The sequence below is a fragment of the Paenibacillus sp. strain BS8-2 genome (assembly GCF_054483835.1).
The window spans coordinates 3,009,582-3,034,526 of the sequence record NZ_CM137010.1; the positions used below are offsets into that span (position 1 = coordinate 3,009,582).

Genomic DNA, 24,945 nt, shown 5'->3' on the forward strand with positions numbered 1-24,945 from the left:
TTATGAGGCTGCATATTATTCGACATGGCGACCCTGATTACAAGAATGACACGTTGACAGAGCTTGGCGTACGCGAAGCCCAAGCACTGGCACAGCGAATGGAGCATCTGCCTCTGGAGAGGATCTTCTCCTCTCCGATGGGAAGGGCACAAGCTACCGCCCGGTATACGGCCGAGCGGATTGATAAACCCGTGCAGATCCTGAATTGGATGCGGGAGATGGATGAACTGAAAGCCACTCCGGATTCAAGTCAGCTGATAGACCCGGTGGTCATCTGGAACCTGCCCGTGCATCAATTGCGGGTAGTAGAAGGTGGAGAAAAAGAGCATGGAGCAAACAGCGAGCTGTTCCCTCAGCCTCTCACCGCCAACCGATTTCAGGATTTACGCAACAACTGGCTCGAATGGCTGGGACAATCCCATATTCAGGTGACCGGCGAAGGCTGGACGAGCGATATCCCGCTAATGGGCAACGACGTAGCGATATTCTGTCACCATGGCGTTGGGCTAGCGTTATTGTCCTTGATCATGGACATACCGGTGGCTGCACTTTGGCGTTCGGTGTGGCTCCCGCCTACCTCAGTATCTACGGTGCTTTTGGAGCAATATGATACGTACCGGATTAACCCGAGACTCGTGTGCATTGGCGACACTTCGCATCTGTCAGCCAATGGCCCGAACAAAAATACCAGCGGGTTGTTATACAATTTCCAATAATAGAAGCCAGCCCCAGACTACCGGGGCTGGTATTTATAATGACAATCAAATCAATCACCTACCTATATTCGGAGGAGCAATGAGATGGAACAATTCAGCTTTGGTCTTTTGGCGGATATCCAATATGCAGAGCGGCCTATGCGGATGGGGCGTTATTACCGCAACGCATTAGGCAAAGTGCGTCATTGCATGGACGCGTTCAACGAACAATCCGTGGATTTTTGTGTACACCTGGGCGACCTCATTGACTGGCCTGATCAGCCGGACAAGGGCCGAGAGGCACTGGCTGCTATCATGCCGGTGATGCGCGAATTCAATGGACCTATGTATTATCTGCTAGGCAACCACGACGTAGATTCCGTACCGAGAGACGAGCTCGCCGCATTGTGGGAAATGCCGGGCGGACAAACCTGGTATTCCTTCGACCACAAAGGTGTGCACTTTGTAGCGCTGGACTGTAACTTCAACGCCGAGGGCATTCCTTACCGACCAGGAATGAACAAATGGGACGAATGTTACGTTCCCCAGCCGCAGCTAAGCTGGCTTGAGACTGATTTGGCGGCGGCTGAGCCCGATATTGTGGTGTTGATGGTGCATGCATTGCTGGATGACATCGAGGATCCCCATGTCATTATTAACGCCCCGGAGGTACGCCGCATTCTGGAAAACTGCAAGAAATCCGTGGTGGTGCTTCAAGGACATATGCATACCGGACATGAGAGTGTGACGAACGGAGTTGGTTATCACACCTTGCGATCGGTGGTGGATGGGCGGACCCGCACCTGTTATTGGGTGGTCGAAGTTGGACCAAGCGGCATAATCGCCGCCGTGTACGACAGCACACGCAACAATGGCCGCCCCGCAAAGCGAGTATTGCTCGCGCGTTGAGAGGATACGGAAGGAAAGTAATTTGGAAAGGGTGAAGGCGGCATTCACACCTATCGGGGGGCTGGGTGTGAATTGGAATTTGTCTTTAAGAACGACTATGCGAGGAGGGATTTATGATGAAAAATAAGTTGATCTCCATTATGCTAACGGTGTTCTTGATGCTTTCTTTATTTCCATCTATGCCAGCAATGGCGAATTCGCTAGAAGCACAGGAGGGACAATTGCTGTACCAAGCAAATTTTAATGATCCCAACTGGGGATTTATTAGCAAGGCCGACTTGCGCACTCCAATTGTGGATATATCGCAGGATGGATCTTCGGCGACGATTAGCGGAGCCGCGGGATCCGGTTATTTCTGGGGCGGCGAAATTCCCAATACGCCGCTTAAAAACAACACCTACACGGTTGAGTTTTCTATAACCCGAAGTACCGACGAGGCCTCGGGAAGCGCGGGCGTCCATGCCTTCAACGATTCGCAGAATCTGAACGGCAATGGCGCCTTATCCTATGGCTTCAGTACCTTTGGCTCCAGACAGATGTATGTAGCACGTTATCAGATAGGCAATCAGGAGCAAGGTCCTGAAGGTTATCGGTTCGTTACCTATCCTGAGAAAGATACGGATATGGATCAGGACGGAAGAGCGACTCAATACTTTAAGTATGAGGTGGACGGCGTAACAGGTGTTATCTCATGCTACATTAAATCGGGAGGCATCTATACATTTGTTGGGTCTACCCCTGTTTTGGAGTTTGGAACCGAGAATTTATCGATGATATTGTTTACCTTCGGTTCCGACGTGTTTGTGAGACTTCATGACGTGAAGGTATACGAGGGATTATTGGTTCGCGGCGGAATAACGCCGGTGGAAGATGATGAACCGTTACTTAGTATTTCTGATTTAACGCAGCCCGCAATAGGAGAGCAGGGCGCAGTGTATACGCCGGGCATTGATCATCAATCCTCAGAGGATATGGCGACCTATTCTTATGACGCATTAGAAGGCGCAACGATATCGACTTTGAATCACAGCGTCGTCGGCGAGACTTTATATGGACTAGATGTTGCGAACCAGGCTTTATACGGGGGCTATACGAACCTCTCTCTTCATTCCCGGTCCAAATATACGATTACCTATCAGAATAAAATGCCGGTAGACGCAGGTACCGGGCTTCGAATAAGCACCAACGGTTCCTATATGAGCTCGGCCGGTTTCGAGGACCATCCCGCGGGTAAAGGCACCTTGTTGTATGGGCAGAATCCTAATGGTTATGCGTCCTATGTTGAATATAACGACGCTATGATGGAGGATGGCAGTATATATGTTGATGATGGCTACAATCATGTAGCTCTTGAAATCGACGGCTATCAGATCACCGTTTATATCAACGGCATCAAGCTTCTGAATGGAGATGTAGGCAAACCGCTCCAAAGACATCTTGAATCCGGATATACCAGCGATGTCCTTGCTTTGGCTATTCAAGATGTTTTCGAGGACTCCACCACTCCGACTACGGTAAAGTCCGCCATCAAAAACATAAAGGTTTATGCCGGACTAATCATGGAGGGCAGCGAGGAGGTCGAAGATAACTGGGACAGCGGAATCTCAGACTATACCATTAACGACAACCCGATCACGGAATATAAGATCGTCTATAACTCGAAGCTGGTTTTCTCAAAGGAATCGGCGAACAACGTGCATGACATGATCCTGAATAAAACAGGAGCGAATCTGGAGGTTGTTCCCGATACCGAACCCGAAAGCAGCAAAGAAATTCTGGTGGGCAGTACATCAAGACAGGCCAGCATCGATGTTTACACAGCGTACGACAGGCCGAATGTTTATTATACGATTAAGCCCGCTTCCGATAAGCTGCTAATTGTAAGCCAAGGCAAGATGTCGGGTGACAAGGCGGAAGACGCTTTCGAAGCCTATTTGAACGGACTAAGCAGCTTGGAAATAGGAACCGGCCTAAATCTGTCCGGGGATTGTAAGACGGAGGCGTATGCGGTGTCTCCTGTCGATACGGACATTAAAGTCATGCAAAGCAATATATTGTTCCCTTCGCCCGAATTCGTGAACGGATATTCATTCCAGCAACGCGCAGAGCTTGCGGCGGATATCTACTTGGCGACCTTGCCGGACATCATTACCTTTAATGAATTCCTAAATGATATTGCCTATCGGATTGTTGATTTAATAGAAGATTATTATACGATTGATAAAGCTCCCTTCGAGAATGTTTATGACTTATCGACGCTCGAAGACCCAAGAATAGGCTCCTATCATGAAAGTCCGATTGCATACCGTACCGAAAAATATGAAGTCATTGATTCGGGGTTTAGGCTGTATGGCGGGGAACTAGTATACTTTCATTACCACACATGGGGATTGTTCAGGGAACTAGCGACTGGGCACGTCTTCCTTGTCTCAAACAACCATTATGGCGATCAATTCATGCCGGGTGGGAAGTTTACTTTCTTTGCCGAACAAACGATAGATAGAGTAAATGAATTGTTGGTTAAGTACGGAGATATCCCCGTTATCTTAAGCGGAGACTGGTTCTTCTGGAAAGGTCATGCGCCTTATAATCTAGTCATCCAAAACGGTTATCTGGATGCGACCGACAACGCCTTGGTCCAGCATACTCCTGGTTACGGCACATTCCATACCGCTGGTATTGGCGAGACAAACAGAGTCAACGAAGATTTGGTATTCTATGATCCAAACAGCTTTACCGCACTGACTCATAGGGTATATGTCAACGGTAGTTCAATCGATGCTTCCGACCATTATCCTGTGGTTGTTGACCTAGCGTTCAATTCAAATCAGGTGTTCTATGACGCAAACGGCGGCACTGGCGCACCGGCGTCGCAATTGAAGCAAAGCGGCGTAAGCCTTGGTCTGGCAAGTGAGATCCCGACCCGTGATGGCTATTACTTTGACGGATGGGATACGAGCAGTGCGGGTACCACTAGGGTATACACTCCGAATCAGACGTATACGGCAGAAACCAGCATCACACTGTACGCGGTATGGAAGCCGATTATTCTTGCAACCGTGGCAGACGGCTACTACTTCATCACGAACAACACGAACGTAACCAATATCAGCATAGCCGACTCGAACAATGGTACGCAGTTCAAAACAACTGCGAAGGGCACTGTTAATGATAAAGAGCAAATTTTCCTGTTCCAGCGGCAGAGCGACGGATCGTACAAAGTGACCAATTCGCTCACAGGCAAGGTTATGGAGAACAAGAACGGGATTAATTCGCTGAGCAACCCGGTAGCCCAGAACGACAGCAATGATTCTGCTGCGCAGCGCTGGTGGATCGTCGAGAACGGAACCAAATACAACCTGATCAACGCCGGAAGCGGCATCTTCCTGGACATCAGCTCCAGTTCAGTTGCGGCAGGAGCCAATCTCTTGATGTGGTATAATTCCGGAAGCGCGAATGGTCTTAACTTCACCTTGAACGCTGCGGGGATGTCCATACGTTACGATGCCAATGGCGGCACGGGAGCACCGGCGCCACAGATGAAGGTTAGCGGCGTCAACTTGAACCTGTCAGGAGGAATCCCTACTCGCGAAGGCTATTATTTTGACGGATGGGATACGAGCAGCGCGGGAACCGCCAGGGTATACGCTCCGAATCAGACGTATACGGCAGATGCCAGCATCACCCTGTACGCGGTATGGAAGCCTATTGCTCCTGCAACAGTGGAAGACGGCTACTACTTCATCACGAACAACACGAACGTAACCAATATCAGCATAGCCGACTCGAACAATGGCACGCAGTTCAAAACCGCCGCGAAAGGAACGGTTAACACCAAGGAGCAAATCTTCCTGTTCCAGAGACAGAGCGACGGATCGTACAAAATTACTAATTCCCTTACGGGAAAGGTGATGGAGAACAAGAACGGCGTCAATACGCTCAGCAACCCGGTAGCCCAGAACGACAGCAATGATTCTGCTGCGCAGCGCTGGTGGATCGTCGAGAACGGAACCAAATACAACCTAATCAACGCAGGAAGCGGTATATTCCTGGACATCAGCTCCAGTTCAGTTGCAGCAGGGGCGAATCTCTTGATCTGGTTCGACTCGGGAAGCGCGAATGGCCTTAACTTCGCCTTGAATCCTGCAGGTTTGTCCATACGCTACGACGGAAGCGGCGGCACGGGTGTGCCGACAACGCAGATGAAGGTTAGTGGCGTGAACCTGAACCTGTCAGGGGGAATTCCGACCCGAGCGGGCTACTATTTTGACGGATGGGATACGAGCAGCGCGGGAACCGCCAGGGTATACGCTCCGAATCAGACGTATACGGCGGATGCCAGCGTCACCCTGTATGCGGTATGGAAACCTATTGTTCCTGCAACAGTGACAGACGGCTACTATTTTATTACGAACAACACAAATGTAACCAATATCAGCATAGCCGACTCGAACAATGGTACGCAGTTCAAAACCGCCGCGAAGGGCACGGTTAACGATAAAGATCAAATTTTTCTGTTCCAGCAGCAGAGTGATGGATCTTACAAAGTGACCAATTCGCTCACCGGTAAGGTGATGGAGAACAAGAACGGAGTCAATTCGCTGAGCAATCCGGTAGCCCAGAACGACAGCAATGATTCTGCTGCGCAGCGCTGGTGGATCGTCGAGAACGGAACCAAATACAACCTGATCAACGCAGGAAGCGGCATCTTCCTGGACATCAGCTCCAGTTCGGTTGCGGCAGGAGCCAATCTCTTGATGTGGTATAATTCCGGAAACGCGAATGGTCTTAACTTCACCTTGAACGCTGCGGGTATGTCCATACGTTATGAAGCCAATGGCGGCACGGGAGCGCCGGCGCCACAGATGAAGGTTAGCGGTGTCAATCTGAACTTGTCAGGGGGAATCCCAACTCGAGCGGGCTATTATTTTGACGGATGGGATACGAGCAGCGCAGGGAGCGCCAGGATATATGTTCCGAAACAAGCCTATGCCACAGACGCCAGTATGACCTTGTATGCCGTATGGAAGAAGATCGTTCCAGAAAAGATATTGGACGCATATTATTTCATCACGAACAATACCAATGCAACCAATATCAGCATAGCCGACTCAAACAACGGGACGCAGTTCAAAACCGCCGCCAAAGGAACGGCAAGCTCCAAGGAGCAGATATTCCTGTTCCAGCGGCAAAGCGATGGGACGTACAAAATAACAAATTTCCTCACTGGTAAGGTTATGGAGAACAAGAACGGAGTCAACACGCTAAGCAACCCGGTAGCCCAGAACGACAGCAATGATTCTGCTGCGCAGCGCTGGTGGATCGTTAAAAATGGGGAAAAATACAACCTGATCAACGCAGGAAGCGGGATATTCCTGGACATTAGCGCCAGTTCCGTTTCGCCAGGCGCCAATTTGTTGATGTGGTACAATTCCGGAAGCGCAAACGGCCTCAACTTTATTCTGAAACGTACGTGATAATACAAGACCACCCGCTGAGCGGGTGGTCTTACACATCTGCTGAAGGCGTGTCCACACAGAAGAGAAGTCCCCGTGTCTATGGATCTTTACCGTTTTTTCAAACTATCAAAATAAGCAAATTTTTGGTAAACTAACACATAGGAATAATAAGATTGTATTAAAGAAATCCACCAAGCTCCTTTAGCGGAGAAGTTGCGTGTGGCAAAGGAGATTTACATAATGCGGATGACATCAAAGGAGCTAGCCAAGCTTATTGGCGTTTCACAATCCACGATATCGAGAGCCCTTAACGGGTCTGATCAAATATCAGAGCGTAGAAAACAAGAAATCATGGAATTGGCTCAAAAACATAATTTTGAGTTTAATGTCAATGCCAGAAACCTACGGACTCAAACCTCTAATTCCATTGGAGTATTGATGTACACGTATTTTCGCAGCTTCATGGAAGATGATTTCCGGACCTATCAATTCAGCTGTATTCAGGAGACGCTTTCCCAACACGATTTTGATCCCATTCTGCTCAACGATGTGACTTTGACTGACGATGTGGCCGCACTGGACAGGGTGATCAAGAAGCGGCAGTTGGCGGGATTGGTTCTCTTCCGCAGAATCGAGAATGACGAGGTTATTGAGTATTTGAGGGGCCTGTCCATCCCTTTATTCTCCATGACGCGATGCAACGAAAAAATGCAATTCATTCCCAGCCTCTCTCTCGACAACTATACGATGGGATATCTGGTGGGCGAACACTTCGCGAAGCGTAAATTCAAACGTATTGCGTTCATTCGTATCCTAAACCACCAGTCAGGCGATTTAACCACGCAGGGCCTGTTGGATGCTTTAGCGGAAAAAGGTATGGGAATCGCGGAAGAGGATATTTATTACACCAATTTTGATTTCAAATCGGGCTACGACACGGTTGCTGACAACCTGGATCGTATGCGCCAGTACGATGCTATATTTGCCTATAACGACACCATGGCTCTGGGGGTCATTAGCGCTCTGCAGGACAATGGAATTTCGGTTCCGAACCAGATTTCCGTGATGGGCAGCAACGACATCCCCATGGGCCGCTGGTTTACGCCGCACCTTACCACGGTCCGTACCTTTGTGGATAAGCACGCAAGAGTGGCCGGCGAAAGAATCATCTCCATCGTTAAAGATGGTTTTGACCCCAGTGCTGAGAAACATGATATCATCAAGCCGGAGCTTGTTATCCGAGAGTCATGTCTATAAAGCGGAAATGTCTCTCATTTGTATGATTTGATGACCGACAACAGCTCTCGCTTAGACAGATTAGCAGACGCAAGCTGACATCCGCCTCTTACTTGCTTTGCGAGCATCTGAGAAAAGGCATATCCGGTATTGTTGCGGGGGAATCTATTTTTGCGTAGGGGGATACGAGTAGTGAAAAAAGCAGCAATTGCAGTGACGGCGTTGTTGGTTTTAGTAACGATTGCGGTATGGTATAAGGATAAATCGCAGGTTCAATCTCAAACACCTTCTCTAGCTAGCCAGTCATCCAAGGCAGAGCCATATGTGGTCAAGGGGCGCGTTACCAGTGCGGATGGACGGCCGATTGAAGGTGCAGAAGTGTGGGCTGACAATACGCTATTATACAATAGTAATGTATTAGGTGTAAGCGACGTTGACGGGTATTATCGACTGGAGCTTCCGGATGTCAGCGTGGCTTATCAGATGGGGGGCAAGGTAGAGGTCCAGTCTGATGGAAAAAGCTTTACGTTCGATCTGGAGCCGGAACCGAATACGGGATTCGGGGCGAGCGAGGGTGCAGTCGTCGACTTTGTTCTTGCAGGCTACATGGGCGAAGTGGCACTCACTAGCTGGGATCTCGAATATCCTGACGATGCAACCGCGCCGATGTTTGATCTGCTTGATGTGGAGTTGACTCTAAAGTCGATAGGCAAGCTGATGAATGGCAGCACGGGTCACACTATAATAAAGCTGCCGATCAATGAAGACGGACCTCGCATAGTAGACGTCCCGATGGGCAGTTACGAGGTGTCAGCCGTTTGGAAACCAAAGGATTACAAAGAGGTTCCGATGCTGATCGATATTCGGCACAGGGAAGCGTATAAGTCAACAGTGGAGATTTCTTTCGAAAATACGGAAGGAGATCTTCCTCTTGTTGAAATTGACGTAGCGTTTCCGAAGGAATAACGAAACAAACGGTGAATAGGCAGTTTCGATCGGAGCAAGCATCAGTTTATCGATCCGCCGGCGAAAGAGAAAGCTGCTAATCATGCGAAGCAATTGCTCGATCAATTACGAATGACAGCCCTATAGATCTTCGGTCTTATCGCCGAAGCGCTGTAGGGCTGTTTGTTTATCTAACTTAATCTTGGCGTAGGGGGTCTTGAACGCCTTCATTCCCTCAGATGCTGTCCCCATGACACGCAGCCTGAGCCGTCATGAAAGTCATACAGACAATTCATGACCAAGTCACGGCAAGGTTGGGTACCAGGGTCCTGATGCTAAAGTCACGATGCGTGAGAAAATGTGGAAAGTGTCGTGAAGCCAATGGCACACAAGGAGAAGGAGGTAGAGAAATTGGGCAAAAGCAAAGCAATTAAATTCGTTGCTGTTATATTACTATTGACGTTCTTGGTGAATAGCAATTATGTCGGTTCGAGTTTCGTCTTCGCTTCGGAATCGAATGGTAAACAGTCGTCCGGGGCAGGAGAGGTTCGCGCCGAGGAAACGCCAATTCAGAGTGTTGAAGCTGCGGCATCAAGCTGGCTGGATGGCGAGGTTGATCTGCGCTGGGCCCGCCCGGCATACAACGAGATCGAGATCAAGTGGAGCGCGATGCACGTTTACGATGAAGTGACGGGGCAGTACATTCCCGCCCCAAATATCGATCGTTATTCTTTGGAATGGAAGTCGGGGGATACCTGGACGGTTCTGAAGGAAACAACAGATGACTTCTATTTCCTTCATACGGGACTGCCGGAAGCGAGCTTCTCGTATTACAGACTGTTTGTGTACGACAAGGATGGTAATAAATCCGAACCCTATCCGTTAAAGACGGCAACGGATCACCAATATACGAAGATTCTATTCTCGCTCGATCAGGAGGGCTTTTATGATTTCGCAATCAGTGAGGACGGTGAAGTTCTCGTATTTTTGACGGATGCACAAGAGATGCCAGGTGCAGTGGAAGGCGAGACCGGCCTCTATTCGTATCAAATAGCCGATGGAAGCATAAAACGAATCGACCAGGCCATTCCGCCAAGGTCTGACAGCACAGAGTCTTCGCTTGCAGTCAGCGGAAGCGGACGATACATTGTCTACGGGAAAATGAATCAGGACGGACAATATGAGCTGTGCCTCTATGATTCGCTTACGAGCATGATCACTAAGGTCGCCACGCAGAGCAGAAAAGCAGAAAATTTCGCGATCAGCCGCGACGGCACCAAGGTTGTATTGGATACGAGCTTTGCCCTCAGCACTGAGGATACCAACGGGGTCAAAGACGTGTATCTCTATGATGCTGCCTTGCCAGAGGCGAGCAGACTGAAGCGAATCAGCGTTGCTGCAAGCGGAGAACAGGGAAGCGAAGAGAGCAAGCATGGCGCAATCAGCGCCGATGGTCATTATGTAGCTTTCGTTACGACTTCAACGGAGCTTATCTCCCCGGATGTACAAGAAAGCTACACTAACAATCTATACCTGTACGACACGACTAACGGGACACTGAAATATATTCCTGTTGAGGATAGAGCAGACGACGAACGATACCCGGTCGATGTGACTTGGCCTAGCCTGTCCGAGGATGGCCGCTACATTGTATACAGAAATTTCGTCAATGCTCGCGGTCTCAGGGCCGAATTGCTTGATCTGAGCTCCGGTCAAGCGGAGCAGGTGTGGGAGACGAGGGGGAATTCCCTGATCAGCTTAGAGGTGCCCAAGCTGACGACGAACGGTCGCTTTGTCTATTTAGACTTCTATAACTACGATCCTTACAGCTCCTTAGAGCCCTATACGACAAGAGGCGAATTGCTGTTTGATACGACGAAGGAGAAGCAATATCGCTACTTGGGGAAGCTGCTGGATGCAAGCCATGCCGTTCTGACGGGCGATGGCAGCCATGGCGTTTACACCTTCTGGAACGCTCCGTATGAGGAGTATGAAGGCGAACCAAGCAGACCCGAAGGCGCTCAATTGGTCTATGTCTGCCTAGAAAGCTGTCAGGAGCAAGAGCCTCCGCAGGATAAAATTACGAAAGCGAGCCTTGAGCTTCCGAATCAGGTGAATGGTGCGGCACAAATGGGTGGCAGCGTAATAGTTCGCTCGCTTGCTCAAGAAGGCTTGGAGCTTGCCGCGACTATCGAATACGAAACCGTTGACCAGGCGGGCACTCGATCAGCGATCGTTTCTCTTGCCGCCGATCCTGCAGAACCACGTTCCTATCGCGCAAATTGGAACATACCGGATGGCGCCGCTCGTATTGTATCCGTTCGAGTAGCTCAGGAAGGCAATCCTTCAGAGGGGAAGGATGCCATCCTCGTCCCGATTGAAGTAGCGGGAGCCTTAAAGGTGAGCTTGGAAACCTCCTCTCCTGAGCTGCTTCAAGGCGCAAAGGTGCACCTGTGGAGCAGCGCGCAGCAATCGGGCAATGCTGCAGTATTTCCCGATTCGCTTGAAGTTGTTAGTGCCGTCAAAGGCTCGGCGGATTATGTGGCCCGCATTACAGATGCCTCGGGAAATCTTCTGGCTGAGAAATCGGGCATCGTCGTGAGCCCCGGGGAAAATAGCGAGCTATATATCCCTGTCAAGCCCGCGGCGGAGCTTTCGATATCCGTCGTGGATGAAGGCGGCAAGTCATTAAACAACATACGGTTGGAAATTCGCAAGCCCGAAGGAGAGCTGCTCTATAGCGGAAAAACGTTATCATGGGGAATTCTAGATGTTCCTAACCTATTCTCGATGGGGGATGAGATTGAAGTGCGCGTCTTTGCTCATTCGCCATACCAGTCGCCTTCTCCCGTGAAGTACACCTTACAAGCTGGCCATCAAGAGCAACAAATCAAGCTCGTCAATCTTGAATACGCCATCGTTACCGGCATTACCGCCTTGCAGGATAAGCCTGTTCCTGGAGTGACGGTTCAAGCTTTAACATCGTTCGGCAGCGTGGCCGGGCAGAGCATATCCGATTCGGATGGACGTTATCAGCTTCGCGTTCCGGCTGGTGAGTACAGCTTATCCGCCGATAGGAAGGCACAGCCCTTGTATGCTCTTCCGCAACTCGTACCGATCACGCTTGGGGAATCCGAAACCCAATCTCACCATTTAGCGCTCACCGCGCAAGGCTTCGGAATGATTGTGTTGGATGTCGAGACGAAGGGCATCGACGGGAGCTTGACGCCGGTTGCCATCACGGATTGGAGAAGCGCCGTTCATTATGGCCTTAAAGTCAAAACCCTGAATGCATCGACAGGCGTAATGACCAACAGTGTCAATGAAAAGGGGATTCCTGTGTACGGAACGCCTGGCGATACGTTCGAGGTATGCGCCAGCGGCAGCGAGGCGGGTCTCTCTTCTTCTTGCGACACGGTCGTGTTGGACAGCAAGAGAGAAGCGACGGCAACGCTGCGGTTTGAAGAGGCCGCTCAGCTTGTGGGTTCGATTACAGGACCGGGACCGGAGGCCGTTCAATCGATGCAGCTATCGTGGCGCGAGAACAGCAGTAATAAATGGTCAGCTATACGTTTTAAAGCACTTTCAAAGACCGGGGCTTTCATGGAGTCGCTCCCGAAGGCGGGTCATTACAAGCTTGCATTTTATAATCATCATTCGATTGAAATCTATAGGACAGAGCTTGAGGTCTCGCAGGGCCAGCGAGTTAACCTTCCGCCGATCGCATTAACGGGGAAAACAAGATTATTCGCCGGACAGCCGGGCAACGGGTACTCATCGAATGAATACCGGGCATCGGTCGGAGACTCTGTCACATTAAGAGCGGAATACCTCTTGAATGACGCAGCATCCGTTACGGATACGCAGCTTGTCATTGGTGTGGCTGCCGGATCTTCTCTGCTTAAGGATAGCGTCATCCTGAACAATGCTCCTGTTGAGGTGGCAGAGGAAGGCGGCGGCAGCTACACCATAAATCTTGGCGACGTGGCTGCCGGATCTAAAGGTACATTATCCTATCGGGTAAGAATCGATAGCGGGGCCTTGGAACAATCGCTGCACCAGCTTTCGATACGATATCGAATAGATGGCAGCTCGGAAGCCGTGGAGGAAACCCTCGGGTCAGCCTATCTGCTCGTTGGGGATGTGACACTGGAAGCTCCCAAATGGGTGAAGCAGAAGTCCTTGACGGTAAGCGGCAGGGCACCGGCAGGCAAGGAGGTGCTTGTCTACGCGGACATGGCGCTTGTCGGAAGCGCTCAAGCGACGCAAGGCGGGCTTTGGACAGCGAACGTAACGTTGCCCGATAAGTCTCAAGGCTTGATTTGGGAGGAATCGCCTATCTATCGATTGACGGCGAAAGTCCATACAGAATCAGGCTACGGAGAATCCAGGCCCCTGTTAGTAGAGGTTGATCCTTCGGCTCCTGCAATTACGGAGATGTCGATCGAGCAAGATGGCGGACGCAAGGCCGTCTTCCATCCTGAGCTAGGGATCTCCCGCTTTCCCTTTGTCGTGGTGCCCGGTCAATCCTTCTTCGTCAAACTCGGCATTTCGAATTCGAATCGAATCTCCAATCCCGTTGTTTCGATCGGAAGAACCTCCGTACCGTTGATAGAGCAATCTCCGGGTCAATACGAAGCGGTAATTCCGGCGGGCCGTGAGATGGGATCGGGCATATTCGTCAGCTATGATACGGCTCCATTAACAAAGCCCATTAGCGTCGAAGCGCCTACTGCCAAGCAGTGGGAAGCGCAGCAGTCGCAGCTCGCTTCCAATTGGGGGGAGGTCAAGGACAGCATAGCCGATCCTAGCACGGACGGTCCCGATCCGCAAGCGGCGTATACGCCGACGTACAGAGTGGTCTATCCCGGCAAGGAAGCTATCGAAGCGAACGTGCGGATGAGCGTCAAATACGAGAAGCTGACGGAAACGCAAGATCCCTACCTTGGCTTTGAGCCAACCTGGGATTACGAGACGGGGACGCTCGTCGTGAAGGGCAGCATCGCTCGAAGCGCGATCACGCCGCAGCTGCTCCAGGAATTGAAGACGCTCGCGCCTCGATTCGACTCGGCTCCTAGTCCAGAATTATCGACGGACTATCTGGGGATCACCTTTTCCGTCGCGTTCCCGAAGGCAGAAACCTTCAACAAAGCATTCGGCTATTTCGGCACTTTGAAAAGCTACGTGGCAGATACGATGGATTTCATGGATTATGCCGATCAACTTCTGCAGTTTCAGGATTACGTCATTCAAAACGAATGCTACGCGCCTAACGTCAACTATTACGTGAAGCAGACGGAGAATTTATTCGATATGGCCAGCACGGGGCTGCTTGTCAAAAATACGATTACCGGCATCGGACTGGTGGCCGGCGTCGCTTTATCGAAGCTGCCTACATGGGCCACCGCCTCTGCAGCCGCTTATATGACGGCCATTAACGATGCCGTGATGAGCAAGTGGGGTTCGCGCTTAGACGATTTAAAGAAGGAGTTCGAGGCGGATAAGAAGTGGCGGGATGATATGGCTGCGGCAGGCGCCATTGATCGCTGCAAAAAGAAGGAAGACGACAAGGAGGAGGAGGAACCGCAGAATAAAGTCGCCGATCCGGTATGGATCTGGGACCCAAGCGGGTATGCGTACGAGGCGCTGCCAAGCAACCGGTTGGAAGGAGTTAAGGCGACATTGCTCCAGGAGGCTCCAGACAATCCAGGGTATTGGAGCGAATGGGACGCGGAGTGGTTCGGCCAACAGAACCCGCTAATCACTGACGCATTAGGCAAATACGGCTGGGATGTGCCGGAGGGGCGTTGGCGCGTTCTATACACGAAGGAAGGTTATCAACCCGCGCAAAGCGCCGATCTGGAGGTGCTTCCCCCGCATTTCGATGTCAATGTAGGCATGGTATCCTTACAGTCGCCGATTCCTACTGTCGGGCAAGCGGTGGCGGGGCAGGCTCTTGGATTTGTATTCAGCAAATACATGCTTGCAGAATCTGTTAAGAACGCAGGGGTTATCGTGGAGAACGCAAGAGGAGACCAGGTCAGCGGAGTGGTTGAGGCTGCAGACGAGCAAACAGATGAGCTCGGCCAACTGCTCGCCAGGAGCTTCCGCTTCATCCCGGATAAGGTGCTTGTCGAAGGCGAGGTTTACGTCATGCGCGTGTTGTCTCATGTGCAGAGCTATGCCCATGTCGGTATGGAGCAAGAAATGACCTTTGATTTGACTGTGCTTCCCTCAGGCACAAAGCCGGAGGAAGCGGCAACAGATCTTCGGCTTTCGTCAGGGTCCAGTCAATTGCTTGCACAATGGACGCCGCGTATTACGGGCGATGGCATCTCGTATAAACTAACTGCAGTACCTATAGGGAATTCATCTTGCCAATCAACGGAAATGGAAGTCGGCATCAGCCGAAGCAGCGCTTCCTTCGAGGGGCTTTGTCCGGGCACTTCTTACCATCTGCGAGTGGCAACCGTGGACGGGAATGGGAATGAATCGGCGGGAATAACAGAACCGTTCGCCACGAAAGCAGTCAAAACTCCGCTAGCGGACTTGACGCCCCCTGCCGAGGTTAGCATGCCAAGGGCCGTGTGGGAGAACGATCAGCTCGCCATCCGTTGGACGGATCCGATCGATGCTGACTTCCACCACGTGGAGCTGGCTTATCGTGTGAAAGGAGCTTCTGCATACAAAGAATCTCTTATTGTAATGAAAGGAACACAGCATGCTCGCTTGCTTCAGCTGGATTCATCCAACATATACGAATTCGAATTGCGCACGTTTGATCATCGGCTTAACGGCTCGCAAGGCATCTCGTTCGTCCATCGTGCAACCGACAATGGCGGCGGCAATGGAGGAGGCGATGGAGGAAGCGGAACAGGTGGGAACGGCGGAACGGGTGGGTCTGGAAATACGAATTCGGATACGCATCAGGCGGAAATGAAACTATCAACTGCCGCGAACGAGTACACATTGTTCGATCATACGCTTACGCTAAGCTGGCCAGCAGGCACATTCAAGCAATCAGCTGCTCTCCAAGCAAAGCGGCAAACACTCGGCACGGGGATGATTCCCGCCGGGATGAAACCGATGGGCGATGCTTATTCCCTTCAATCCGAGCTGCCGCCGCTGAAACGAATTTCCTTGCAGGCGCTGGCGGATGGGAACTTATTGAAGGAAGCTGACATTCGCAAGGTTGGCCTTTATCGGCAGGATGATCGCAACCCTGGCAAGTGGGTCTATATAGGTGGTGTTGTTCAGAAGTCGAAGCTGATGATTCGAGCGAATATTTCCGAGTGGGGCACCTATGCCTTGTTCCTAAGGGAAGTCAGCTTCTCTGATATTGAGAACCATTGGAGCCGCCAAGAGGTGGAGGTATTGGCCAGCAGATGGCTCTTACAGGGCACTTCGCTCGATGAATTCGAGCCGGGTCGCGAGCTGACAAGGGCAGAAGCCGTCACGCTTCTATTAACCATCCTGCAAGCCGCAGGGAAAGTGACGGGCACGCAAGACGCGGGGGGCGGCGTCTCGTTTTCGGATGTGAAGAGCGAAGCCTGGTACAAGGAATCAGTAGAACTCGCGGCAAGCCTGGGCATCGTGAGCGGCTCGCAGGGACGCTTTCGTCCGGACGACGAGATGACAAGGGAAGAGTTCGCCACGATCCTGCATCGAGCATTCCCTAGTATCGAATCATCGACAGCAGCCCATGCTTTAGACGGATTTCAAGATGCGGATTCTGTGTCCGATTGGGCAAGGCCAGCGATGCAAGCTGCCGTCAAGGCAGGTTTACTGAAGGGATTGTTGCCGACGATTCTTGCCCCAAGGGCGAAGCTGAAGCGTGGTGAAGCCGCGGTCATCATGTACCGTTTGCTTGCGCGGATGGAGCTCATCACGGAGTAAAGTAATCCAATCCGTTAATAGAACATTGATAATGAGACAGGGGAGTGTTGGGAAATGGAGTGGCTAGTCGTCATTCATGTCGTTTCGGCCTTTCTAGGAATTGGGCCGACGTATTTCGGTCATGTGTTGTTTAGGAGAAGTAAGCGGACGGATCAGCTCCGGCAGGCTCTTACGCTTATGCAAGCTTTGAATTATTTTCCGAAAATCGGGGGATCCATTGCTGTTGTCTCCGGCGTGCTGTTGGTCGCTTTAACGGGGTGGAGCTTTGCGGAGCTGTGGATCGTCCTGTCGCTTCTCTTGTATGTCGTCATCCAGATCATCGTAGTGGGTTTGCTAAGCCCTCAAACTGCGAAGCTTGATCAGCTTCTGCAGAGCGAGGAAGCGTCAAGCTTGGAGCACACTGCCAGCGTAGAGAGGACAAAGCTGCTTTCTCGTATCAATCTGTTGTACGATGCGGCTTCCATCCTGGGCATAGTACTGCTGATTCTAATGGTATTAAAGCCTTCTTAAGCTATCATAAACAATCATGTAATGGAGGAATAAACATATGAATCTATTGGGTAAAGTTGCTTTTGTATCGGGCGGAGCACGAGGAATCGGAGCATCGGCAGCACTCAGGATGGCCGAGCACGGCGCGAAAATCGCGGTGAACTTTGTGCAACAACCCGGAGCGGCGCAAGAAGTTGTCGATCGTATTCGTCGCGCCGGAGGGGAGGCAGAGTCGGTAAGAGCGGATGTCCGGGATCACGAGCAGGTAGCTGCGGCTATCCGTCATGTTGAAGCAACGCTGGGTGGAATCGATATTTTGGTATGCAATGCGAATATGCCCTTTGTCATGAAGCCGCTTAGTGATATGAGCTGGGAGGAGTTTGCGGAGAAGCTGAATAACGAGATGAAGGCCTCCTTCCTAATCACGCAAGCGGTACTGCCCGCGATGATTGCTCGACAATATGGAAGATTGATCTATATATCCAGCAATGCTGCAGATTCTCCCATGCCTTATATGGCTGCTCACGGTCCGGCCAAGTCGGCGCTCAACTCGTTTGCGAAATATGTAGCGCTGGAGAATGCTCCTCATGGCATTACCGCGAATGTGGTTTCGCCGGGATTGGTTCAAACCGAGGCTTCGAAGGATACGCCCGAGATGATCAAGCAGCAAGTTGCGGCGATGACGCCTCTGCAGCGCGTAGCCGTGCCGGATGATATATCTGGCATGATTACTTTCCTGGCGAGCGAAGAAAGCCGGTTCCTGACGGGAACTTATACAAGAATTAATGGCGGATTATCCATGATTTAATTGGTGATGGCTGGCTGAGATGATTTCTCGTATAATGGCTAATAGTTATGTTCAATTTGGAAGGAGCACAATGATGTGATCTCTATAGTATTAGCGGATGATCAGACGTTGATGAGAGACGGTCTGCATACGATATTAAGCTTGCAACCGGATATGCAGGTCGTCGGCATGGCGTGCAACGGTGAAGAAGCATTGGCCATGACGCTTGAGCTTAAGCCAGATATCGTCTTGATGGACATACGCATGCCTGGCATGGACGGACTGGAGGGCACCAAGCGGATTAAGGCCGCTTGGCCCCAGGCTGTCGTTCTCATCCTGACCACCTTTGCAGAGGATGGTTACATTATTGATGCTCTGGCGGGCGGAGCAACGGGCTTCTTGCTTAAGGATATTCCCGGGGAGAAGCTCGCTCAAGCAATACGGGATGCCGTGAAAGGGGAGCTGCTGCTCCCTTCTTCTATTGCGGCGCGACTTGCGGCCAGAATCACTTCCTCCGACGTCTCCGCCCAGGCCATGGTAGGCGCGAGCCGGCTGAAAGCCAGAGGTCTTAGGCTTTCTGACAAGGAGCAGGAAATCGCAAGAGCAATGATGGATGGGAAAACCAATAAGGAGATCGCAAGCTTGCTCTTCATGAGTGAAGGAACGGTCAAAAATTATGTGAGCAGTGTGTACGCCAAGCTTGGAACGCGTGATCGAACCCTTGCTATGATGACACTGCGTGAATGGCTTGATCGTCCATGATTAAGGCGACAGTAAGAGATTATCTGCCCCGCTCTCGCTGGGTTGTCGGACTTATGGGACTTTCATTGACGATTATGTTCTTAACCGCCATTCTTTATCCCTTTCAGAAGGCCACCCAAGTAGCCAGCTCTACTCCGTTCTACTCCCTTTACTCACAGGACAAATGGGAAGCGGTAAGAGGAGACCTTCAGGTTGTGGATGGAGAGCTTGATGATGGCGGAGCTAATTGGAGGCCGCTTCCAGAGGTTCTGGAGGAAATGGACTCTCTTGAAGGCAAGTCAAAGGATATCTTGTGGGTCAGGAGAACATTGCCTCCCGAGCTTGATCAAATATCCGGACCTACGGAACTGAAATTCCGCGGACTTTCACGTTTCGTTGCGTACTTGGACAACAAACAAATTCTTGACCGTTCGGAGAGCCGTGTATCGCAGCCAAATTTGTGGTTGTCCTGGAGTCAGGCAGATCTTCCGGATCAAGCTGAGGGACGCAAGCTGCACTTGAAAATATGGCCCGATGGAGATGATTTGGGACCATTAGGCCACATACATTCCGGACCGCAAGAGGATTGGTTGGCAACCTTTATTAGGATGGATTCGCTCCGCATGATTCTGTCCATCTGCTTTTTGTTCATGATGGTTCTTGCGGTAGGAGCCTGGATATTCTATGAACGCAATCGCATGTATTTGTATTTCGTAGTCCTCACTTTAGCGGCGGGGTATTCTTCCCTGGTTCATACATTGTTTATTTCGCTTTATTTAGGCCTGCCCGAGCTAGTGTTTTACGGGGGGATCGGCAACCCGGTCGTAGCCTGGGCTGCGAGCGGTATCTTTGAGCAGCTGGTGGAAGATAGAAATCGCAGAGGCTTTCGGCATTTACGCAAGCTATTTCTAACACTATCTCTCTGGGCGATACTCACATCCGTTTTCTTGCCCCAAGTCTATGAACATTCACTCGTGTATATATTCGGCATTATTCTGCTTGCGGCACCGTATGTGCTGTTCACTATTTTTCGTGCCTTCGAGCATCGCCGCAATGAATGGAGATGGTTGTCAATCGGCATGCTGGTCGTGCTTCTCAGCGTTTCGATTGATCGTCTGGCATTCACATTTCCTGTCATTAATCATCTCGCTTTTCGGTATCTTCCAACCGCTCTGTATCAGTTGTTGAACCATATCGTTCTTCTCTCGTTATTTCTATTGATCTTCATTATAGGTATTGTACTCGTTATTCGCGCAAGGGCTCAATTACATGACTATACTTCTCGTCTCGAGCAGCAGAATGATCGATTGCAGGAGCTTGATCGGTTGAAGAGTGAATTTCTTGCCAATACCTCTCATGAGCTAAGAACGCCGCTTCATGGCATCATCGGACTAACAGAATCCATTCTTGATGATCCGGCTGGAACGACAGGCGAGAAAACGCGGGAGTATCTGAGTCTTGTCGTGTCCAGCGGCAGGCGTCTCTCTCGTTTGATCGATGATCTTCTGGATCTCTCGAAGCTGAATCATCGGGATATCGATCTGGAATTATCGGCGGTATCCATGGAGCATGCCATTAACAGCGTGATTGCCGTATTCCAGATCATTGCCGCGAAGAAAGACATTACCCTTCATAGCGAAATAGATGACGAGATGCAGCATGCCTGGGCGGATGCGAATCGCTTGCAGCAGATCTTGTATAACCTGATTGGCAATGCCGTCAAGTATACCGATCAAGGCACCATCACCGTTCGTGCTCAAGTTACGGGGCGCTGGATAGCTGTTTCCGTCATTGACACGGGCATCGGAATTGCGGAAGAAACCCTCTCTAGATTAGGACAGCCTTTCGAGCAGGATAGATCCGTCAATCGGGGAGGAACAGGTCTTGGTCTTTCCATCACACGCAAGCTGACGGAGCTTCATGGAGGCAGCTTGGCTGTGCGATCCGTGCAAGGGCAAGGGACGACATGTACATTTACCCTTCCTGTCGCTGTAGAGGGAGGTTTAAACGGGGAGTTGTCGGCGCCTATTCAGCCTGCTCCAGCAGTTCAAGCACCTCAAGCACCTCAAGTTCCTATGGATCCGCTAGCGTATCTTCCGACCAATTGGGATGGTATTCGTACATTGGAAGCAGAGTCTTCTTCCGAAATCGGACTGGATCAGCTGATTCCTGGCAACGACAACTTAGAGGATGGGAGAATGCCTAAACTATCCGTCCTAATCGTTGACGATGAGCCAGTCAATCTTCAGGTATTGGAAAGCTACCTGTCCGCATTGCCTATACATATTCGCAAAGCCTCTACAGGAGCGGCGGCACTAGCGGATATCGAGGCATCGCTGCCGGATTTGATTCTTCTTGACGTCATGCTTCCGGACTTGAATGGTTATGAAGTATGTCGATTAATCCGTAAGCGGCATGATGTTCATGAGCTGCCAATTGTCTTATTAACTGCGCGAGATCGGTTGACCGACTTGCTGGAAGGTTTCGAGGTTGGAGCCAATGACTATCTCTCCAAGCCAACCGCCAGACATGAGCTGCTTGCTCGCGTCCGCTTGCAATTAAGGCTGATTGGTTTAACGACAAGGCTTGAGCTGCTTGTCCAGGAACGAACACGAGAGCTGGAGCAGACGACCGATCGATTAAGAGCTTCCGTTCGGGAACGCGCAGAGGCTTTGGCAGAGGTGTCCGTCATGATGGAACGAACGCGCATCTCGCAGGATATTCATGATCATGTCGGACATACGTTAACGGCTTCGATCGTGCAATTGGAAGCGTCGATTATGCTGCTGGATAGAGGGCAGGAGCTGGGCATTGAGAAGGCGAGGCTCGCCCAATCGCTTGTGCGCAAAGGGCTGGACGAAATTAGAGAATCCGTTCGGATGATGCGTCACGAAGATAGAGCTTTTCCAATGGAAGTAGCGATGGAGCAACTGCTTGAAGAAACGATGGAAACGACCGGGGTTTCTATTGCATACGCCATTGATCAATTGCCCGAGCTTTCCCCTCCTCAGCAGAGATCGCTTTATCAATCCCTCAAGGAAGGGCTTACGAATGGTATTCGTCATGGGCGGGGAACGCAATTCCGGTTTAAATTGTATGCATTCGAAGGCAATATCGAGTTCGAGTTATGGAATGATGGTCTTGCCTATACGGATAACAAGGTTGGCTTTGGCTTGCGGGCTATGGTGGAGAGAGTGCAGGAGCTTGGAGGTCAGCTGTGGCTTGACACAGATGAGGATGATCATGGATGCATGCTAACCATTCATTTGCCGCTTGTGGAGTCATGATGATTGGCAAATAACCCGTCCCCTGGGCAATAACCTGGGGCGGGTTATTTTCAAGTGAACAACGTTTCTAGCCGTCTTCGTTCAGTTATGTTATGATGAGGTTTGGCGAAACAACAGATTGAATCCTATAAGGTGTGATCACTTGAGCAAAGCTAAGGGAAAAGGCGGAACAGGCAGGGGCACGGACAAAAAAGGCTGGAATCGATGGCAAGCGGCCGCCAACAGAGCCAAAAACGCGCCAAAGCCATATAAAAGCAAAGGCACTAAAAATCAAGACAGTTCGGCTGCGTCCAATAATGACAAACGCGACAAATAAATAAGGCAAGCAAGGCAGATGCAAGGCCTTTGATGCAATCAACAATAGAACAGGATGGGATCCTTTGGATAATAGTGAAAGCAAATACGAGCTGCCCCCCAATTATGATGAATTAAGAACGGCAGCCAATCGAACGTCGAATTGGAGAGAACGGTTAGATGCCGTCGAAGAGCTCGGTCAATGGAATACTCAAAAAACCATTGATGTGCTTACGCATAGACTAAATAACGACACTGTGTATCAAGTTCGAGAAGCCGCCTACCGTAAGCTCAAGCAATTCGGCGAGGATGTTCAGCTGCCACCAAGAAAAACAGTCGAATTGAACAGAGAGGTATCAAAAGTTCTGGTAAGAATTAAAAAAAGTTTGCCCAATGGACATACTTATGAAGAATTTAAAGAAAAATTCAAAAAGATGAGACTTGATATATACGATACCTACGAAGGTGATAAAGGCGCTGATTTTGATAAGTGGCTTGAAGGTACGTGGGCGTCGTTATTGTTAAGATAAACTGAATGAATAAAAAAATTACGAGGTGATATTCTGAGAAAGCAAAAACCAATGTCGTTTGACGATCTACTAAAAGACCTGCAAGGTCAGAATGCAATGCAAGAAGACCCGAATAATATTGCATTAGACAAGCTGTTTAATGAAACGTTTATGAGCAAGAATTCTACGTTTAAGAGCTTTGAGGCGTTTTTGGTGAAAGGCAACTTTCAAGCCAAAACACAAAAGGATATCGAGAACATTGCCGGTGAGCTCTTTGATCGACATATTGCCAGAGAGACCGATTTCGCTAATTGGGAAGACATGCTGGATACAGCGAATAAGGAATACGACAAACAATAGTGTGGCTGATCACATCCTGACACGCTGCTCATGAAAGCATCTCCGTTAATATTGGAGGTGCTTTTTCTATGCAATCTGACAGCAACATTCGTGTAGGGATGCCTTGATGTATTTGCCCGTCTATCGCAACTTTTTCGCCTATTCGACGTCTAGGTTGATAAGGAGAGTGATGTAAAAATGAGAAAATTTTGGTTAGGACTAGCCTGCGGTGTTGTCCTTTGTGTATCGACTGCGGCCATTACGTCCAAATCGATTCAGGGGACATTGTACCCTAGCAAAATAACGATTATGAACGGAAGCCAAGTGAAGGAGCTTACTACAGATACAGGAACAACCGTGATCAACTACAAGGATCAGACCTATATCCCGCTGCGCTTGTTCTCCAATGCCATGGGGGCGGATGTTACCTTTAAGAACGCTACCTCAGAGAGCGGCAGCCTCAACAGGATTCAAATTATTAGCAAGTCTAGCCAGACAGGGCTTACGATCAATAGCAACGATGGAATTCTTTCTGCAGGCTACTTAACAATGGATGAAGCGGATAAGGGAGTCGTCAAAGGCGGTATTATTCGAATCAACAAAGAATTAAGCGGCAAACGAATCGCGCTGGAGGCCATCGGTGCAGACGGATCTGTAATCGGGACCTCTCAATACTTCTATATCGATGATGAAAATCTGATTCCTCCGAAACCAGGCGATATTAGGCCTTTCAAAACGTTGCTTGGATTCGCATATGACCCCAAGGTTACCTATAGACTTAAGGTGCAGAACATCGTGAGTATCAAAAATAACCCGCTTGGAGAGGTACCTGAACGCGAGCAAGAATATTTGACCTACCCACTATACGGCATGATGGCTCCATCATCTGGATTTGGCGATGGTAGCAGCGTGACGGATCACCCTGTGATGAATTTCTCGGTTACCTTGACGAATTTGGACAAATCGGCTGTTGTTCTCGATGAAACGCCGCTTGCCTTCGCGGTCTACAGCGCGAATCCCGATGGCACGAACCGGAAGCTGATTTCACAGACGAAGCTTCCGTCGCTTAAGGGCAAGCTGGCCCCTAACGAAGCATTTGATGTGACGCTGCCTTGGTACATGACTAGCAAAGACGGTTTGGTCAAGCCGGGGAGTTATCTTGTTGAGCTTCAACTGCCTAATCAAATCCAGGTTCTGAACGAGGGAACGGGCAAGAAGCAGCCTTGGAACGTGAGTTTGAGATATGGCAACACATTTGGAGTTACGTTGAAATAAATAGTAGACAAGACATTTGTTCAGGTGATCATCAAATAGATGGTACTTCAGAAGTGGTTCTTTAGAAATGCATGCAAAAAGAGA

Annotated in this window: 14 protein-coding genes; all 14 read left to right on the plus strand. The window is 50.1% G+C overall.

Annotated elements, in window-relative coordinates:
• Positions 1-2: 2 nt before the first annotated feature.
• The 14 genes from ACX1C1_RS12960 to ACX1C1_RS13025 all read left to right on the plus strand — a co-directional run bounded on the left by ACX1C1_RS12960 (position 3) and on the right by ACX1C1_RS13025 (position 24,861).
• Positions 3-716, plus strand: a complete 714-nt coding sequence (locus ACX1C1_RS12960) for a histidine phosphatase family protein (RefSeq protein WP_458957481.1) — start codon at positions 3-5, stop codon at positions 714-716.
• 84 nt (positions 717-800) lie between these two features.
• A complete protein-coding gene (locus ACX1C1_RS12965) occupies positions 801-1,604 on the plus strand; it encodes a metallophosphoesterase (protein WP_458957482.1) in 804 nt (267 codons plus the stop codon).
• A 113-nt stretch (positions 1,605-1,717) separates the two neighbouring features.
• Positions 1,718-7,081, plus strand: coding sequence for an RICIN domain-containing protein (locus tag ACX1C1_RS12970; protein ID WP_458957483.1), 5,364 nt, complete (start codon positions 1,718-1,720; stop codon positions 7,079-7,081).
• 222 nt (positions 7,082-7,303) lie between these two features.
• Entirely contained in the window at positions 7,304-8,320 is a 1,017-nt protein-coding gene (locus tag ACX1C1_RS12975) for a LacI family DNA-binding transcriptional regulator (protein WP_458957484.1), read from the plus strand.
• A 171-nt stretch (positions 8,321-8,491) separates the two neighbouring features.
• Positions 8,492-9,265, plus strand: a complete 774-nt coding sequence (locus tag ACX1C1_RS12980) for a peptidase associated/transthyretin-like domain-containing protein (protein ID WP_458957485.1) — start codon at positions 8,492-8,494, stop codon at positions 9,263-9,265.
• 390 nt (positions 9,266-9,655) lie between these two features.
• A complete protein-coding gene (locus ACX1C1_RS12985; RefSeq protein ID WP_458957486.1) occupies positions 9,656-17,140 on the plus strand; it encodes an S-layer homology domain-containing protein in 7,485 nt (2,494 codons plus the stop codon).
• Positions 17,141-17,194: 54 nt separating this feature from the next.
• Positions 17,195-17,650, plus strand: coding sequence for a DUF2269 family protein (locus tag ACX1C1_RS12990; RefSeq protein ID WP_458957487.1), 456 nt, complete (start codon positions 17,195-17,197; stop codon positions 17,648-17,650).
• Between the two features lie 37 nt (positions 17,651-17,687).
• Positions 17,688-18,437 carry an SDR family NAD(P)-dependent oxidoreductase gene (locus ACX1C1_RS12995; RefSeq protein WP_458957488.1) on the plus strand — a complete coding sequence of 250 codons (750 nt, stop codon included), beginning with the start codon at positions 17,688-17,690 and terminating at the stop codon, positions 18,435-18,437.
• Positions 18,438-18,512: 75 nt separating this feature from the next.
• A complete protein-coding gene (locus ACX1C1_RS13000) occupies positions 18,513-19,178 on the plus strand; it encodes a response regulator (RefSeq protein ID WP_458957489.1) in 666 nt (221 codons plus the stop codon).
• The gene (locus ACX1C1_RS13005) at positions 19,175-22,444 is read left to right on the plus strand and encodes an ATP-binding protein (RefSeq protein ID WP_458957490.1); all 3,270 of its coding nucleotides are present in this window, start codon (positions 19,175-19,177) and stop codon (positions 22,442-22,444) included. Before ACX1C1_RS13000 ends, ACX1C1_RS13005 begins: the two co-directional genes overlap by 4 nt.
• A 142-nt stretch (positions 22,445-22,586) precedes the next feature.
• On the plus strand, positions 22,587-22,760 hold the full coding sequence (locus ACX1C1_RS13010; protein WP_458957491.1) for a DUF3934 family protein: 174 nt from the start codon (positions 22,587-22,589) through the stop codon (positions 22,758-22,760).
• Between the two features lie 64 nt (positions 22,761-22,824).
• On the plus strand, positions 22,825-23,268 hold the full coding sequence (locus ACX1C1_RS13015; protein ID WP_458957492.1) for a HEAT repeat domain-containing protein: 444 nt from the start codon (positions 22,825-22,827) through the stop codon (positions 23,266-23,268).
• Between the two features lie 51 nt (positions 23,269-23,319).
• Positions 23,320-23,607 (plus strand): hypothetical protein, encoded by a 288-nt coding sequence (locus ACX1C1_RS13020; RefSeq protein ID WP_458957493.1) that lies wholly within the window; start codon positions 23,320-23,322, stop codon positions 23,605-23,607.
• A gap of 177 nt (positions 23,608-23,784) precedes the next feature.
• Entirely contained in the window at positions 23,785-24,861 is a 1,077-nt protein-coding gene (locus ACX1C1_RS13025) for a hypothetical protein (protein ID WP_458957494.1), read from the plus strand.
• Positions 24,862-24,945: the final 84 nt, after the last annotated feature.